Here is a 16,224-nt window from a genome sequence, read left to right as displayed (position 1 = left end):
GGTAATAAAAATCTTTTTATATCAATACTTTAACGACTTTTCACAAGTATCAAAGAAATCCGTCGTTAATTATTATTATCGAATGGAAAAAGAACCCTTATTTTATAAGGGTTCTTTTTTTTATTTTGTTAGTCCTATTATTGAATTAATAAAAGTGAGATAGAAAACCTGGCCTTTATTAATCCTTTACTTAGCTAAATAAAAGACATTTTTTAATACACAAAAGAATACGAGTATAAAAAGTTAGTGGTAGTCAACTTTTTATACTCGTATTTCAAATAAGTCTAAATTCGCTTATCAATTAATCCAACCAAAAAGCCGTCGGCAATTTTATCTGTACGTGATTCATGGACTAACATGAATTTATTGGTGACTTTAACTAATGGGTTGTCCACTTCTTCTGTTAGTGGAGTGTTGGTGCCTTTGATTAGGGCAATGGCCTGTTTATAACCCGTTTTGTTTGTTTCAATTGGACTGTAGTGCAAGGTTGTGCCAAATAGCTCAATTGCAGTTCCTTTTTCTAATAAAAAACTTTCCATTAATTGGGCGTCGTAAGTATTGTTGACAATGTCATAACGATGCCCAACAACTAATAGTGCATCGGTTACAGCGACGATGACTTCACTGCCTTGATGAAATTCAATTGCGGTAATGGCTTGGTTGTGACCGGCTCCAGAACCAAATTGAATCGATAGGCCAGCAAAAATATTTTTTCTAACCCAATCAAATTCTGGCAATGCTTCAATAGCTGGTACTGATGCGATATATTGATTACCAGATTCTGGTACACCAATCATGTTCTTTTCTTCCATTGCTTGAATCATGTTGCTGAAATCATGTTCTGTGATAACGCGGCCATAAGATTTGAAAGATGAATCTTTTACTGTTTTCATTTCGTAACCCCTTTCTCTTTTTATTTTACTACTTTTTGTTTAGATTTGCATTATTTTGTTTGTTTTAGTTTAAATAGAGTGTGTTAAGTGTTTGTTTAATTGCTGCTTTCTGAAAAATGATGCAGATTTTTATAATTCATATCGTTAACAAGATCGACAGTAAAATCATCTAAATGATAAACAATTGACCATTCTGTTTGCCATTCACCATTCCACGGGATACTCACTTTTTGTAATAGATTCATCGTTTCTTTGGCAGATAACGTATTTTTTTTAGCTGTTAAAGTTTTTTTCAAAATATTATATCGCTCATGACCGATACCAACGCCCAAATTATTTCCTTTAGAAAGTTGGAAATTTGTGGCGATGTTTGTGGAAATAGTATTCATTTTTTGGCCAGCCCAATCAACTACGACGCTTTTCCCACTGCGATCAGCAATTAAAAAGTGATAAGGTTTCCCAGCAGAAGAGTGCATATCGTATTTTTTTAATAAATTTATGGCTTCTTCTGTCGTTGCGGCTTTATCTAATAGCATGCGGACAGAAACTGTGGTGATAATAGGTATTTTACCGGTGTTTTGTTGGGTAGGTTCGGTCTGTAATTCAAGAACAGAAACGCTTAACCCTTTTTCATTCATGCCATCTACACATCCGTATGGAGCGGCTAAAATAGCCAGTTTACCTCGCAGTGTTTCAGGCATTGTCTGTTCTTTTTTTGAAACACCAAGATGAGCTAAACTGACCATTGAATAAGCAGCATAACCTTTTTTGGGTTTTGTGTAGACGAGTAGTGAGCCGGCTTTAGCGTAATCAAAATTCCGGCCGACTAATTTTTTTCCAGCAGGCGTGACCGCTGTAAACGCGCTACAGCCGAATAAGTTTTCGTTTGTTTCAATTGGGTAGCCAAAAAATATTTTTTTTGATACTTGTTTTTCCAAATCTTTAACACTTGCGACACCATGGGCCAAAATTTCATCTAACTTATAATCGGCTGTATAACGAACGTGATAAAAATCACCTTCAATTTTTTTGATTGAATTGATTGTTTTGATCTTAGTAAATAAAAGGATGGCTAAAATGATGCAAAGAAATAATGCGCCTCCCATAATAAGTTTTAACATTCGTTTCACAATACTACCTCTTTTCTTTTTGATGAAATTATTGTATTATGCGAATGCTTTTGGCTACAATGGTTAATAAACAGCCGTTTTGTCGGTTAACCGACAAAAGGGAGATAGTCTGTCGATTAAGGAGAAAAAAGATGAATCAAGCAGATCGTCGCGTAAGACGTACAAAAAAAGTTTTACAAGAAAGTTTAGCGGTGTTGTTTAACGAAAAAAAATTAGAAAATATTACAATTCGAGAATTAACAGATTACGCTGATGTGCACCGCTCGACTTTTTATGCGCATTATGAAGATATCTATGCGTTATACACAGAAATAGAAGATAGCGTAATTGAACAGTTAAACCAGTTAATTAATGAAAATTTTACTGTGGATTTAACGCAGTACTACCAACTGCTGTTTACTTATGTAGATCAGAATCAAAAATTTTGCAAGATGCTCTTTAGTGATCATGCACCAGCTACATTTTTAGCGCGTTTAACAGTATTATTTCAATCTGCTTGTTTTAAAAGCTGGCAAGTCATACTTCAGACAGAGTATATTTCAGGAGAACTTCTCTATCTGGCAGATTATCAGGTACAGGGAAGTTTTATGCTTGTAAGACGGTGGAGTAAGTCTGACTTTTCTTTTTCGAAAGAAAAATTGATTGCAATGATTGCAACGATTGATGAAGAAATAAGTAATCAACTAGTTAAGAAAAAATTTTCAAATCGGCTTAATTTATGAAGCTCACTGCGCTTTTAGCAAATTGATTAATGTGAAAAAACCAACCTTTATCTCATGAAAAAAGATTATAAAAGCCTGATTTAAAAATAACCCGCTTTATCTTGAAAATGAATTTTTAATTGTGGTTAAAAAAAATAGTACTTTCCCAAAAATTCTCTCAGTCAATTATTCTTGAATTTTATAAGTGAAAAGAATAAACTAGTCTCTGTGAATTTTCAGAAAAATTTCTTTATTTTAAAAAATGAAGCAAAAGGGGCTTTTTTATGGAAGAAAAAACTTTTATGGGGCAACCGCGAGGGCTAGCGACATTGTTTTTCACTGAAATGTGGGAACGATTTAGCTACTACGGTATGCGCGCAATTCTACTTTATTATATGTATGATGCCGTTACAAATGGCGGCTTGGGTTTGCCTAAATCAACTGCAGTTGCTATCATGTCGATTTATGGTTCGTTAGTTTATATGTCGAGTATCGTGGGAGGCTGGATCTCTGATCGATTGTTGGGATCCCACAAGACAGTATTTTATGGCGGTATTTTTATTATGTTTGGTCATCTTGTCTTAGCAACGCCTTTTGGTTTAGCGGCACTTTTTATTTCGATGATTTTAATTGTGATTGGCACCGGGATGCTCAAATCAAATGTTTCCGGTATGGTGGGCCATCTATACTCCAAAGAGGATTTACGCCGCGATACAGCATTTTCCATTTTTTATATGGGGATTAATATCGGTAGTCTGATCGCCCCGCTTGTGGTGGGGACGCTAGGACAAAATGTTAACTACCACTTAGGTTTTTCAATTGCAGCAGTGGGGATGTTCTTTGGTTTAGTCCAGTACCGTATCCAAGGACGCAAAACTTTAGCAAATATTGGCGTTAACGTTGCCAATCCATTAGTCGGCGCCGAACGGACCAAATTTTTCCGCAATTTGATTGTGGCTGCAATTTTAGTTGGCATCCTTTTTGGTGGAGCGTTTATTTTCAACCGTTTGGATGTTGATTTCTTTATTGACAGTATTAGTGTTTTAGGAATATTGCTGCCGGTCTATTACTTTACGACGATGTTACGTTCAAAAGACGTTACCGCTGATGAAAAGAAAAAAGTTTTAGCCTATATCCCATTGTTTTTATCCGCGATAGTTTTTTGGTCACTAGAAGAACAAGGCTCATCAATATTGGCACTTTTTGCGGCGGATCGTACCCAATCTACCATTTTTGGCATCGCGATTCCGGCTAGTCTATACCAAACCTTAAATCCGCTGTTCGTCGTATTGTTGACGCCAGTTTTTGTCGCTCTATGGACAAAGTTAGGTAAAAAACAGCCAACTACAGAAGTGAAATTTGCGATTGGCTTGATCTTAGCAGGGCTTTCCTTTGTATTGTTGATGTTTCCAAGCTTAATTTTCGGCGTTGATCATAAAGTAAGCCCAATGTGGTTAGTAGGGAGTTTCTTTATTATGATTGCCGGTGAGATGTGCCTTTCACCGGTGGGCTTGTCTGTCACGACCAAATTAGCGCCAAAAGCTTTTGAAGCGCAGACCTTGGCTATTTGGTTATTGGCAGATGCTTCTTCACAAGCAATCAATGCGCAAATAACCCGTTTTTATTCACCTAGCACAGAAGGAAGTTACTTTGCGATTGTTGGTGGGGTAGCCGTTGTTGTAGGGATCCTACTTTATTGTGCTAAAAAACCAATTCGTCGGTTGATTGGTAATATTCATTAATAAAAAGACTGAAGAAATCCCATAACTTAGAGCAAAAGTATTTAAATCACCATTTTTACTTGTGATAAACTTATCCTTTCTTATTGATTTACAAAAGTACGTTGTCAGTTTCTTTAAAGAGGCTGGTAATGTACTTTTTTTATTTAAATACTAGCTTTACAGCTATTTGTCTTTTCCAAAAAAGGGCTGAGAAGGAAATTCCCCTTAAGAAATTCTTAATCTTTATTGCTGTTTTTTTATTACGTGAAAATTTCTGTTTTCCTAAAAGAAAAGCTATTTAATTAACTCTTTAATAATTTATTAATACGTTGACAAACAGTAGTTTGATAGGAATAAAGGAACCTTTTTAATTCAATATTATTTGTTTTATATCATTTTTCTTCAATATTTTTTTGTTTTTTTATTATGAAAGCACTTTTTCTTAGATACACTTTATTTAAGATTTTTTTCAGAAAATGCTATGATTTTTATAGAAGTTAACAAAAAGTAAACGTTTGAAATTCTTTTAAAAAGGAGGGTATATCATGGGATTTATTTGGTCGTTAATTGTTGGTGGTGTAATTGGAGCGATTGCTGGTGCAATTACAAATAAAGGTTCTTCAATGGGACTAATTTTAAATGTACTAGCAGGATTAATTGGCTCATCGATTGGTCAAGCTCTATTTGGCACATGGGGTCCTGTAATCGGAGGAATGGCAATTTTTCCATCTTTAATTGGTGCAGTTATTTTAGTTGCAGTCGTATCATTTTTTGTCGGTAAAAAAGCAGCCTAAAAGGAAGTGATTGTATGCGAAAAAGTACAAAGGTAGTTTTACTTTTAGTAATCTTTTTCTTATTCTTTCCCCTTTTTCACACTTTGATTACAACACAATATGTGGCAGGCTGGTCTTTTGTACTACGCCCTTTTACAACGTATCCACTTATTGGCGATGCCATGGGGCAATTTTTATTTTGGTCGGCAGCAGGTTTGTTGATTTTGCTGATTATTAGTATTTTTGTGATTATTTTCTTTCCTAAAGTTAGTAATGAATTGGAAATTAACACTGAAAATGGAACGTTGACAATCCAAAAAAAGGCAATCGAAAGCTACGTATTAACAGCAGTCAAAGAGGAACCTTTTATTGCTAATCCATCAGTTAAAGCTGTGATTAAGAAAAAGAAAATTAAAATCTACGTTAGTGGTCAAATGCGCAAAGTCTTTCAGACTACACAAAGACAACAAGCGCTTGCAGATAAAATCAAAACCGATTTAAACCAATTATTTGGTGCCAAACAGGAAATCGTAACGGATGTAATTTTCAAAGATTTTCGTGATCAAAAACACGAAAACGATGAGCCAAGAGTTCTATAGGAGGGATAATGATGAAAGAATTAGCAGCACAATATAAATATCCTTTGATTTGTGGAGCCCTTGGTTTATTACTGGCAATATTAATTCTTACGATTGGTATTTTAAAGACATTATTGTTAGTAATATTTACTGCAATTGGCTTATATTTGGGTTTTTATCTGCAATCAATTGGTTTTTTTGAGCAATTCCGCTCAAAGCGTTAAAAAATTTAAGTGATTAAACCGTAAGTTCGGTTAACAAATATTTAGGAGGAATTTAACATGGAAAACAAAACACCAGGTATGAAACCAGAAACAAAACCGGTACCACCAAAACCACCAGTACCAAAAGCTGAGGGGATTAAAGGTGAATTGACTTTTGATGACAAAGTTGTTGAAAAAATCATCGGTATCGCTCTTGATGAAATCAGCGGTTTACTAACAGTAGATGGTGGTTTCTTCTCTAATATTGCTGGTAAATTAGTGAATACAGACAACCCAACTTCTGGCATTGATGTTGAAGTTGGTAAAAAACAAGTGGCAGTAGATCTTTCCATTGTAGCTGAATATGGCAAAGACATTACTTCTATCTACAATCAAATCAAAGAAGTCGTTGCCCGTGAAGTGAAAAATATGACAGGATTAGATGTTATTGAAGTTAACGTTGACGTTGTCGATGTGAAATCAAAAGAACAATATGAAAAAGATTCTGTTACTGTTCAAGATCAGCTATCTGACGCTGCATCTGCTACAGGTGAATTTGCTTCTAAACAAACTGAAAAAGCAAAAAATGCTTTAGGCAAAGCCGGAGATAAAGTTAGTGATGGCGCGCAAGACGTGAAAGAAAATGTACAACAAGCAAGAGAACCACGGGTAGAGTAGCGACTTACCTTTTTAAATTAACCCGACAAATCAGCAGTATAAAACTTGCTGATTTGTCGTTTTTTTTGTTTTTACAAGATAAAGCATGAAGGCCTTATTTATATACTCGTCAAGTTAACGTTTGTTTAACGTTCTCATTTGGCGTAACATAAAAGAAAGGTATAAAAAAGGAGAGCCGTGATGGGGGAGTCGACAGAAAATTTTTGGGATAAAATTTTAGAAGAAATGATGAATAATATTCAAGATCCAAATGAGTTCAGTGGTAAAATTGGCATGTCAGTCGTCTTATTACTACTGTTAATCGGTTTGGAGTGGCTTTTTCATCAGCTTTGGCGCAAAATTATTGAAAATGTCAAAACGTTAAATATCGTGGGAACAATTACACGTTTTTTATTGCGTTTTTTATTTTTAATTAGCTTAACGCGCCTGTGGTTAAATGCGTTGGATACATTATTAATTGTACTGATTTTTATTGGTGTAGTTCTTTCGTTGGCGATTAAAGGATTAATCAGTAATGTGGCCGGTTGGTTTTTAATTGTGAATAAGCATCACTTTAGAATTTATGATCGAATTGAAATCGGTAACGTTAAAGGTGAAATCATCTCTGTTGGCATCTTATATTTTACACTCATGGAAATTAGTCATTGGTTTGACGCAGAAGCCCCTACAGGCCGAACTGTCAAAATTCCCAATAGTAAAATTTTGACAGAAGCAGTTTACAATTATAATGAGATGACGCCTTTTGTCTGGAAAGAAATCAGCTACAATTTGGCTTTTGAAAGTAATTGGCAACTGGCACAAAAAATTATAGCTGCATCTCTTTTAAACTATTATGAAAAGTTTGAAAAAGAATACTTAGCAGATGAGCTGTTTAAAAAAGCTGTAATGAAAAAAATGCAGTTGTTTGACGGTGAATTAAAACCAGTTCAAATTGTTGATGTCACAAAAGACGGAATTGTATTAAAAGTTCGCTATATTGTCTACTATACTGAGGGTACTTACGTCGCAACACAATTGCACCAAGAAATATTACAAGCATTTCAGACTGAAAAAATTGAAATGGCTGGTAGAAGAATCTATTTTACCCAAGGAGAGAATACAAATGGTTAAATCAACGATTACGATGAAAGATTTAGACAAGATAGATATCCGTGTAGGGAAAATTGTTAAAGTTTTTGATATTACTGCCTCTGATAAGTTAGTGGGTTTAGTGGTAGACTTCGGTGAATTTCAACGAACCATTTTAGTGGGGATGAAAAAAGAACGAGAAAATCCCCAAGCAGAAATTGAAGGCAAGCAGGCATTATTTGTCGTTAATTTGGCACCCAAGCTGATGTTTGGGATTGAATCCCATGGGATGCTTTTTGATATAGGCTATACCAATAAAATTACGCCGGTTTTAGCAATACCAGAAAAAGAAGTTCCCAATGGTACAATTGCTGGTTGAATACAGTTTTACTAATAAAGAGGATAAATTAAAAGGCATCAGGTCAAACTGGCATTTTAATTTATCCTCTTTATTTTTAGCGTGATTTTAAAGTTTGCTCCCAAGACTGGCTAAATGTGGATGAGTCTCCAAAATTAAACCAGCCGTTTCTTCGATTGAGCGATTTGTGACATCAAATGATTGGATACCATATCTTTGGTACAGTTCTTTTGCATAGCGCATCTCGTTTTGAATACGGGTTTCGTCGGTATAACTGCTACCATTGGTAAGACCCAAGGCATAAAGTCGAGAGTGACGGAATTTTTTTATATATTGGGGATCGGCCATTAAGCCAACAATCTTTTCTTTAGGGACTTGTTCTAATTCTTGCGGTAAACTCACTTCTGGAATTAGGGGCAAATTGGCAACTTTAATCGACTGGTTGGCCAAATACATGGAAAGTGGTGTTTTTGACGTTCGAGAAGGCCCTAGAATAATTAAGTCTGCTTTTAAAAAGCCTTTGGGATCTTTACCATCATCATAACGAGAAGCAAAGTTAATGGCATTCATTCGATAATAATATTGATCGTTTAATTGACTAACCGTCGAAGGGTCGCTGATTGGTGCTGTATCTGTCAAGGTTTCGAACATGTGCAAAATGGAGTTTAAAAGCTCTTGATGTTGTAGATTATTTTCCTGACAAAAGCTTTTGACTTCATTAGCTAACTCATCTTGAATAAAAGTAGTCAGGACTGCACTCTTATTTTCTTTTGCTTCTGCTAAAATTTCCTTTAGCGTTTGTTTATCACGAACTAAAGGATAACGTTTCAAATCAATATCTTTTCCGCGAAACTGTCCGGCGGCAGCATTGGCTAAAACTTGGGCAGCATCACCTGAGACATCTGAAATAACTACAATCGATAACTTTTCCATCGGCTTACTCCTTTATATTTTCAATTAGATAATCGTGAATACGGGTTTTGGTAATTTTACCTACAGCAACTTTAGGATTGCTTTTTTTTAGTACCGGTAGCGAGTCAACGTGCAGTGTGCGCAATTTTTCTGCAGCAGTTAAAAGCAGATCATCTTCAAAACAAGTACTAATTTGCGGGAGTCGCGTCATGACCACTGTTACGGGTGTCTTATCAATCATCTTATTTAATGAGGCCCGTAATAAATCTTTGCGGGACAATAAACCGACTAATTCGTGGGCATCGTTTACTACATATAAGGAACCGACATCGTACATGAAAAGGGTGGTAATTCCATCGTAAATCGTACTTTCTTGTGAAATATTTAAAGGCGGAATCATAATTTCTCTCACAGATACCGCGAGTAATTCCTCCAATGTTTCACTCTGGTTTATTGGTCCAGCATAAACATAGCCAACTTTTGGACGTGCTTGCAAAACACCTGTCATAGTCAAAATGGAAAAATCATTTCGTAAGGTGGCACGAGATAGACCAAGAATTTCAGCAATTTTTTCTCCGCTGATTGGTTGGTTTTTCTTTACGATTTCAGTGATTGCTAATTGTCGCTGGGATAATTCCACCACAATCCCTCCAATCTTTTATAAAATACTATCTTTTGATTTTATCACTTTTTATGCAGGTGTGACACATTATAATTATATAGTGTAACTAAATTAATTAACAGTATATCACATATTTTTATTGACAAAATATATTTCCAAAGGTATAGTCGTTTTATATTAAATAGTATATCACTTTGGAGGTAATGGTGTGACTAAATTAACGTATCGTTTTCAAGAAGGTAAAAAAGAATGGAAGGATCTTTTGGGCGGCAAAGGCGCTAATTTATGTGAAATGACAAATCTTGATTTACCAGTGCCAAATGGATTTATTATTAGTACAGATGCATGTAAAAATTATTTAGCTCAAGAAGAAAAAACACTATCAAAAGGCTTGATAGCTGAAATCAATTTTCAAGTAAAAGAATTGGAAACGCTAACGAATAAAAGTTTTGGTATAGGTCTTAATCCGTTGCTAGTATCGGTTCGTAGTGGTGCGAAATATTCGATGCCAGGAATGATGGATACAATTTTGAATTTGGGGTTAAATGATGAGACAGTTTATGCACTAGCTGAAATTACCCAAAATAAAGATTTTGCTTTTCAGTGTTACTGTCGCTTCATTCAAATGTTTGCTGATGTTGTTTATAATATTCCAGCTGAAAATTTTGGAGCAATTCCAACTGGGACAAAAGAAAAGTCAGATTGGGAAAATATTATCTCGAATTACCAAAAGATTTTTGCGCGTGCAACAGGGCGGAAATTTCCTCAAGATGCCTTTGAACAATTACAAATTGCCGTGGAGGCAGTTTTTTCCAGTTGGAATAATCAACGCGCCAAGGTATATCGTCGTATTCACAATATCTCGGATAATTTAGGCACTGCGGTTACCATTCAACAAATGGTTTTTGGTAATTACTCTGAAAATTCTGGAACAGGGGTGATGTTTACCCGCAATCCCGCCACAGGAGAAAAAGGCGTGTATGGGGAGTACTTACTAAAAGCACAAGGAGAAGACATCGTCGCAGGAATTAAAACCCCCGAACCAATTTGTACGCTCCAAGAAAAAATGCCAGATGTATACGCTGAATTAATTGAAATTGCTATGCAACTTGAAAAGCATTATTGCGACATGCAAGATGTTGAATTTACGATTGAAGCAGGAAAATTGTATATGCTGCAAACTCGCAACGGTAAACGCACACCCCAAGCGGCAGTTGCAATCGCCTACGATTTAATGAAAGAAGGCGTAATCAGTGAAGAAACATTGATTAATCGCCTTGATGAAGAAATGATTGCGCAATTGATGCATCCAAGTTTTACCAATGATGCTAAAAAGAAAGCAGCGATTGTTCGCGGTTTACCGGCAAGTCCAGGAGCTGCGGTGGGTCAAGTGGCTTTTACCGCGAAAGCCGCAAAAGAAATGTCTGATAAAGGCAGCCAGGTAATTCTAGTCCGTAATGAAACTTCCCCAGAAGATATTGAAGGTATGAGTGTCAGTGAGGCTATCGTCACAGCTCGTGGCGGAATGACTTCTCATGCAGCGGTTGTCGCTAGAGGAATGGGAGTATGCTGTGTTGTAGGGTGTGAAGACTTGCAAGTCGATGAAGAAAAAGGGGTTGCTAACTTTACCAATGGGATTTTAAAAACAGGTGATTTTATTTCAGTAGATGGTAGCAGCGGTCGTATTTATTTAGGTCAACTGGCTTTAAATGAGGCCGAAACTTCAGCGGTTTTAGAAAAAGTTTTGAAAATCTGTGATGCCCATGCCACAATGGCTGTCTATGGGAATGCTGAAACACCGCGAGAAATAAAAGAGGCACTTTTAAAAGGAGCAAAAGGAATTGGGTTAGCACGCACCGAGCACATGTTTTTCCAAAAAGAACGCCTCAAGATGATGCGGGAATTAATATTAGCTGACGATCGTTCTCGCATGGATGAAGCACTAGTGTATATAAAGGAAAAGCAAAAAAGTGATTTTCGTCAAATGTATCAAATTTTAGGAAAATTGCCTTGTACAATTCGTTTATTGGATCCACCATTACATGAATTTTTACCTCAAGATAGATCAGAATTGCGTGCAATCGCCAAAGAGTTGAATTTGAATGGTCAAGAGGTAATCGCCAAAGTAAAAAGCTTAGCAGAGGTAAACCCAATGTTGGGTCTGCGGGGTGTACGCCTAGGAATTACCTGTCCGGAGATTTATCAAATGCAAGTAGCAGCGATTATGGAGGCGGCACTTGAGATATCTGCGCAAGAAAAAATTACCATAACGCCCCACATCATGATTCCTTTAGTGGGGACAGTCAAAGAATTTAGGATAGTAAAGGACAGTTGTCAGGAAGTTATTAACGGCTTGTTTGAAAAAACAGGAACAAACTTGCCTTTTGAAATTGGAACGATGATTGAAATTCCTAGAGCTTGCCTGATTGCTGATCAATTAGCAGCAGTAGCAGATTTCTTCAGTTTTGGGACAAATGACTTAACCCAGCTGACTTATGGTTATTCAAGAGATGATGCCCATAAATTTTTGCCAACATATACGCATCAGGAAATTTTGCCAAGTGATCCTTTCCAACATTTAGACCAAGAAGGCGTAGGAAAATTAATGCGTTTTGCTTCAGAAAATGGCAAGCAAGAAAAAGAATCTTTGTCAGTTGGAGTATGCGGAGAGGTGGGGGGAGATCCAGCGTCTATTGCTTTTATCCAAACCTTACCGGTGGATTACGTCTCTTGTTCACCATTTCGAATTCCTAACGCCCGTCTCGCTTGTGCCAAGGCTGCAATTGCAAATAAAAAACAACTTATAAAATTGTAGCTTGAAGGCTGTCGTAAGATAATGCAAACCCGCCACTTTTATAGAGGCGGGTTTTTTAATTATCAGGAAAGTATCCCATTTTTTACGCACATTTTCGTAGAATCTTTTTGGAATTGAAAATAATTTATAAAAAATCCCAATCCCAAAATTCGATCCGCTTTCATAAGTCGTAATAAAAGACAGATGAAGTAAACTAACTTATAATAAGTAAATCGAAATTCTTTTTTTAAAAGAAAGTAGATAATCTTAACGTGATGTTAGAGGAATTATTTGGGGGTATTCGATGACTACTTTATTAATTATTGCTGTATTGGTAGTTTTTGCTGCGCTGCTTTATGTGTTTTGGCGCCAACAGCAAAAACACTTGAAATTTTCAACCCGCGTCTTTGTGGCATTGTTTGCTGGGATTGTTTTTGGCGGACTATTGCAATTAATTTTTGGCACAAAAGACGCTGTGACCGCTGGTGCTTTAGAATGGATTCAAATTGTCGGAAATGGTTACGTAAGCTTATTACAAATGTTGGTTATGCCACTTGTCTTTGTTTCAATTGTGTGTGCTTTTACACGCATGAAAGAAAGTAACAAGCTAGGAAAAATTAGTTTTACCGTCTTGGCAACGCTCTTAGCAACAACAGCTGTTGCGGCGTTAATTGGTTACACGAGTATTGTGGTATTCAATTTAGATGGCGCCTCTTTTACGCAAGGTGCAGCTGAATCTGCTCGCATTGCTGAATTGGCACAACGCCAGACACAAGTGGAAAACTTATCAATTCCACAACAGATTCTATCTTTTATTCCAACCAACGTTTTTGCTGATTTAGCTGGCACACGGGCAACCAGTACGATTGGGGTTGTAATCTTTTCGGCATTTGTCGGTGTTGCTTATCTTGGTGTAAAAAGAAAAGCGCCAAATGAAGCGGAATTTTTTGAAAAGTTGATGGACAGTCTTTACAAAATTGTCATGCGGATTGTAACTTTGGTTTTACGCTTAACACCATATGGCGTTTTTGCCTTAATGACCAATGTATTGGCTTCAAGTGACTTTGCGGCAATCGTTAACTTAGGCAAATTCATTTTGGCTTCTTATAGTGCATTAATTGTCGTGATGTTGGTCCATTTACTTGTATTAAGTTTTGTCAAAGTCAGTCCAGTTACTTATTTGAAAAAAGCATTGCCAGTTTTAAGTTTTGCGTTTACCTCACGTTCATCTGCTGGTTCAATGCCATTAAATATTGAGACACAAACCAAGGCATTTGGAGTGGATGATGCTACTGCGAATTTTGCTGCTAGCTTTGGTATCTCAATTGGACAAAATGGTTGTGCGGGAGTTTATCCGGCGATGTTAGCAACAATTGTTGCACCAACTGCCGGTATTGATATTTTTAGTATCCAATTTGTCTTAATGTTAATCGCCGTGGTGACGATTAGTTCCTTTGGTGTAGCCGGAGTTGGTGGTGGCGCTACTTTTGCTTCGTTGATCGTCTTAGGTGCATTGAATTTACCGATTGCTATTGTTGGTTTGGTTATTTCAGTAGAACCACTTATTGATATGGCTCGGACAGCAATTAATGTCAGTGATGCGATGGTGGCAGGAATTGTCACTTCCACAAGAATTAAAGAAATTGATCGTAGCGTCCTTGAAAATCCTGACGCTCTTATTGATACCCAAGCATAATAACAAAAACAGTAAGGAAAATGCGTAAAGTTAAAATAGAGAACTCTATTTTTGTCTTTACGCGTTTAATCCTTACTGTTTTTATTTCGTTTTAATAAAAATGTTTCACAAAAAAATATTGTAATTTACTTAAATGTAATAGGTAGCAGAATTATCACTGTCTTATCGAAGATAAATTAAAAGCAAGTTTCTTTTCTTGGGGGGATGTTTCACAATAGGCCAATCTTTTTCCACAATTAAAAAAAGGTATTAGAAAATAAGGGGGAATCCGAGTGAAAAAAATTTAAAAAAGGATTGTTTCCTGAATATCTTTTTGCTAGAATGGAAAATCAAGCCGAATTTCTTTTTTTGTAACAAATTGGTAGAAAATAATTTTTATTGAAACTTTTTTGGCTAAAAAAGTGATAATATTTCTTTTTTTTATCTTTTTTAGAAATTTTACTTTATGGTCTATGATATAATGGCAGTGTTTTTAAAAGGTAGTACCAATTGTTAGCAGCTATCTTTTAAAGCTAGAGAAGAGGTTATACGATGTACAGAAGAGAACTCCTAAATGACTGGGATAAAAAAATTATGGAATTTCTCCGTTTTCTGACCCAAAGAGGAAATCGTGCTACTAAAAAAGCAGTCGCGCAAAAATTAGCACTGACAAGACCGACCTTGTTGAAACTAGTGGCAGATATTCAAGCAATTTTTAAGGATATGGAAGGGTTCCAACTGACTGCTTCCAACTATGAATATTATTTACATATTGATTTAACTCAGAATTTAAGTTTTATTACAAAATATTTGATGCAATATTCCCGTAAGTATAAGATTTTAAAAGAGATTTTTTTTCGTGAAAATGTGAATGTTAACTATTTTTGCGATTTAAATGGGTTAAGTATGGCAACTTATTATGCTGAGGTAAAGGAACTGAATCAATTATTACTTGAATTTGATTTGGTTATTAAAAATAATCAAATTCAAGGTTCTGAATTGCAAATTCGTCATTTTTTCAGTTCTCTTTTTTTTCATACACTTCCTGTTACAAAGATTGAACAATTACAAGAGCAGTTGTTACCGACCGCGTTTATTTCTGATTTGGAACAATGCTTAGAAATTCGCGTTAATCATTGTTTTTTACATGAATTGACCCTCTACTTATGGGTCGTGAAAATTCGCAGCGAACAAGGAAAAGATCAGCTAGCTACTGAGGCTGATTTTGTGGCGGAAATCCGCAATCTAGGTAATCGGGAGAGCTTTATTAGTGGCGTGCAGGAGATGTCTAGTTTTGGCATTTTAAAAAATTTATGCCATAAGCATTTAGTTTATTTTCCGACCCAAAAAAATAGTGAAGTGAGCCGCTTGATTTGCTTTTTCATGAGCCACCATTTTTCTTCTTCGGATTCTTTATTGTTCAGAGAATTAAAAGATCTAGGTCGAAGACATAACTTTGTCAGCTTTCGTTTTGTGCAAACATTTCTTTTTCTATCAGAAGCTACCTCAACTAAAAATAGTTATGTCGTCTATAATGTAATCAAGTCGATTTGGCAAAATATTTTGCTAAAAGGACAGATTATGATGGATCAAGCTATCTTTTTTAATCGCTATTTAGATAAATTGGAAGCTATTGATCAAAAAAAACATTTTGATGGGATTGTCTTGCAATTAGAAAGTTACTTTCCAGAATTATTTTTTCATCAAAAGATCACCGATCCGCTACGGGGTGATCTAGGACGGGCCTTTTTATATTTACAAGAAGAAAAAGAAGCCTTGTATCATGTGGGGATTTATTATGTCGGCAACCAACTTTTGGCCCGGCAAATGACGGAATATTATCTGTATGAGCTGAATAAGTATCCGAATCTATATGCCACTGCTTGGAATAGCAGTAGTGACTTTGATATCGTATTAAGTAATTATGAAATTGGTGATTTAATTCAAAAAGAACAATTGTTTTATATTAATGTTTCTCATCCGGAGTTGAATATTCAAGAAATTTTGAAATATGTAAAAACAAAACAAAAACGGGTAGGGTAAAAAAGTTAGGTTAAAATTAGTAGGATAAAGCTCCTAGCACAAATAGAATTTTCTTATTGGCTGTATATCGGCTAA

15 protein-coding genes are annotated in these 16,224 nt (G+C 35.8%); 11 read left to right on the top strand and 4 right to left on the bottom strand.

Features of this window, described 5'->3' with window-relative positions:
• Positions 1–284 precede the first annotated feature (284 nt).
• Together JZO76_RS11835 and JZO76_RS11830 are read right to left on the bottom strand one after the other, a co-directional pair.
• Entirely contained in the window at positions 285–893 is a 609-nt protein-coding gene (locus tag JZO76_RS11835; protein WP_206904744.1) for a DUF4867 family protein, read from the bottom strand.
• Positions 894–988: 95 nt separating this feature from the next.
• Positions 989–2,014 (bottom strand): linear amide C-N hydrolase, encoded by a 1,026-nt coding sequence (locus tag JZO76_RS11830; protein WP_242595891.1) that lies wholly within the window; start codon positions 2,012–2,014, stop codon positions 989–991.
• 140 nt (positions 2,015–2,154) lie between these two features.
• Between JZO76_RS11830 and JZO76_RS11825 the strand changes: the two genes are divergently transcribed.
• The 8 genes from JZO76_RS11825 (at position 2,155) to JZO76_RS11790 (ending at position 8,124) form a co-directional block, all read left to right on the top strand.
• Positions 2,155–2,745, top strand: a complete 591-nt coding sequence (locus JZO76_RS11825) for a TetR/AcrR family transcriptional regulator (protein ID WP_206904742.1) — start codon at positions 2,155–2,157, stop codon at positions 2,743–2,745.
• A gap of 263 nt (positions 2,746–3,008) precedes the next feature.
• Positions 3,009–4,466: a peptide MFS transporter gene (locus tag JZO76_RS11820; RefSeq protein ID WP_206904739.1), complete on the top strand. Its 1,458-nt coding sequence runs from the start codon at positions 3,009–3,011 to the stop codon at positions 4,464–4,466.
• A 524-nt stretch (positions 4,467–4,990) separates the two neighbouring features.
• Positions 4,991–5,239: a GlsB/YeaQ/YmgE family stress response membrane protein gene (locus JZO76_RS11815; protein WP_173103316.1), complete on the top strand. Its 249-nt coding sequence runs from the start codon at positions 4,991–4,993 to the stop codon at positions 5,237–5,239.
• Between the two features lie 14 nt (positions 5,240–5,253).
• Positions 5,254–5,817, top strand: a complete 564-nt coding sequence (amaP, locus tag JZO76_RS11810) for an alkaline shock response membrane anchor protein AmaP (protein ID WP_206904737.1) — start codon at positions 5,254–5,256, stop codon at positions 5,815–5,817.
• A gap of 11 nt (positions 5,818–5,828) precedes the next feature.
• Positions 5,829–6,020 carry a DUF2273 domain-containing protein gene (locus JZO76_RS11805; RefSeq protein WP_206904723.1) on the top strand — a complete coding sequence of 64 codons (192 nt, stop codon included), beginning with the start codon at positions 5,829–5,831 and terminating at the stop codon, positions 6,018–6,020.
• Positions 6,021–6,077: 57 nt separating this feature from the next.
• Positions 6,078–6,677, top strand: coding sequence for an Asp23/Gls24 family envelope stress response protein (locus tag JZO76_RS11800; protein WP_206904721.1), 600 nt, complete (start codon positions 6,078–6,080; stop codon positions 6,675–6,677).
• A 180-nt stretch (positions 6,678–6,857) separates the two neighbouring features.
• Entirely contained in the window at positions 6,858–7,787 is a 930-nt protein-coding gene (locus JZO76_RS11795) for a mechanosensitive ion channel family protein (protein WP_206904720.1), read from the top strand.
• A complete protein-coding gene (locus JZO76_RS11790; protein WP_206904715.1) occupies positions 7,780–8,124 on the top strand; it encodes a tRNA-binding protein in 345 nt (114 codons plus the stop codon). The genes JZO76_RS11795 and JZO76_RS11790 overlap by 8 nt, the downstream gene beginning before the upstream one ends.
• Positions 8,125–8,211: 87 nt before the next feature.
• Here JZO76_RS11790 and JZO76_RS11785 read toward each other — a convergent pair whose 3' ends face one another.
• Positions 8,212–9,036 carry a pyruvate, water dikinase regulatory protein gene (locus tag JZO76_RS11785; RefSeq protein ID WP_206904710.1) on the bottom strand — a complete coding sequence of 275 codons (825 nt, stop codon included), beginning with the start codon at positions 9,034–9,036 and terminating at the stop codon, positions 8,212–8,214.
• Positions 9,037–9,040: 4 nt separating this feature from the next.
• A complete protein-coding gene (locus tag JZO76_RS11780; protein WP_206904706.1) occupies positions 9,041–9,655 on the bottom strand; it encodes a helix-turn-helix transcriptional regulator in 615 nt (204 codons plus the stop codon).
• A 190-nt stretch (positions 9,656–9,845) separates the two neighbouring features.
• Between JZO76_RS11780 and ppdK the strand changes: the two genes are divergently transcribed.
• The 3 genes from ppdK to JZO76_RS11765 all read left to right on the top strand — a co-directional run bounded on the left by ppdK (position 9,846) and on the right by JZO76_RS11765 (position 16,149).
• Positions 9,846–12,452 (top strand): pyruvate, phosphate dikinase, encoded by a 2,607-nt coding sequence (gene ppdK, locus JZO76_RS11775; protein WP_206904703.1) that lies wholly within the window; start codon positions 9,846–9,848, stop codon positions 12,450–12,452.
• A gap of 283 nt (positions 12,453–12,735) precedes the next feature.
• Complete coding sequence (locus JZO76_RS11770) at positions 12,736–14,127, top strand: L-cystine transporter (protein WP_206904700.1); 1,392 nt, start codon at positions 12,736–12,738, stop codon at positions 14,125–14,127.
• A gap of 531 nt (positions 14,128–14,658) precedes the next feature.
• Complete coding sequence (locus tag JZO76_RS11765) at positions 14,659–16,149, top strand: helix-turn-helix domain-containing protein (RefSeq protein ID WP_206904698.1); 1,491 nt, start codon at positions 14,659–14,661, stop codon at positions 16,147–16,149.
• Positions 16,150–16,224: the final 75 nt, after the last annotated feature.

Origin of the sequence: Candidatus Enterococcus myersii, from assembly GCF_017316025.1 — a bacterium.
Taxonomy (GTDB): Bacteria; Bacillota; Bacilli; order Lactobacillales; family Enterococcaceae; genus Enterococcus_C; species Enterococcus_C montenegrensis.
The sequence above is the reverse complement of the archived record's forward strand: the minus strand, read 5'-3'. Positions and strand labels throughout refer to the sequence as shown.

Bases quoted from the DNA above. Each gene is read 5' to 3' on its own strand.
- JZO76_RS11835 (WP_206904744.1), bottom strand. From the start codon at position 893: ATGAAAACAGTAAAAGATTCATCTTTCAAATCTTATGGCCGCGTTATC.
- JZO76_RS11765 (WP_206904698.1), top strand. From the start codon at position 14,659: ATGTACAGAAGAGAACTCCTAAATGACTGGGATAAAAAAATTATGGAA.
- JZO76_RS11830 (WP_242595891.1), bottom strand. From the start codon at position 2,014: ATGTTAAAACTTATTATGGGAGGCGCATTATTTCTTTGCATCATTTTA.
- JZO76_RS11785 (WP_206904710.1), bottom strand. From the start codon at position 9,036: ATGGAAAAGTTATCGATTGTAGTTATTTCAGATGTCTCAGGTGATGCT.
- JZO76_RS11820 (WP_206904739.1), top strand. From the start codon at position 3,009: ATGGAAGAAAAAACTTTTATGGGGCAACCGCGAGGGCTAGCGACATTG.
- JZO76_RS11770 (WP_206904700.1), top strand. From the start codon at position 12,736: ATGACTACTTTATTAATTATTGCTGTATTGGTAGTTTTTGCTGCGCTG.
- JZO76_RS11815 (WP_173103316.1), top strand. From the start codon at position 4,991: ATGGGATTTATTTGGTCGTTAATTGTTGGTGGTGTAATTGGAGCGATT.
- JZO76_RS11795 (WP_206904720.1), top strand. From the start codon at position 6,858: ATGGGGGAGTCGACAGAAAATTTTTGGGATAAAATTTTAGAAGAAATG.
- JZO76_RS11790 (WP_206904715.1), top strand. From the start codon at position 7,780: ATGGTTAAATCAACGATTACGATGAAAGATTTAGACAAGATAGATATC.
- JZO76_RS11825 (WP_206904742.1), top strand. From the start codon at position 2,155: ATGAATCAAGCAGATCGTCGCGTAAGACGTACAAAAAAAGTTTTACAA.
- JZO76_RS11800 (WP_206904721.1), top strand. From the start codon at position 6,078: ATGGAAAACAAAACACCAGGTATGAAACCAGAAACAAAACCGGTACCA.
- JZO76_RS11805 (WP_206904723.1), top strand. From the start codon at position 5,829: ATGAAAGAATTAGCAGCACAATATAAATATCCTTTGATTTGTGGAGCC.
- amaP (WP_206904737.1), top strand. From the start codon at position 5,254: ATGCGAAAAAGTACAAAGGTAGTTTTACTTTTAGTAATCTTTTTCTTA.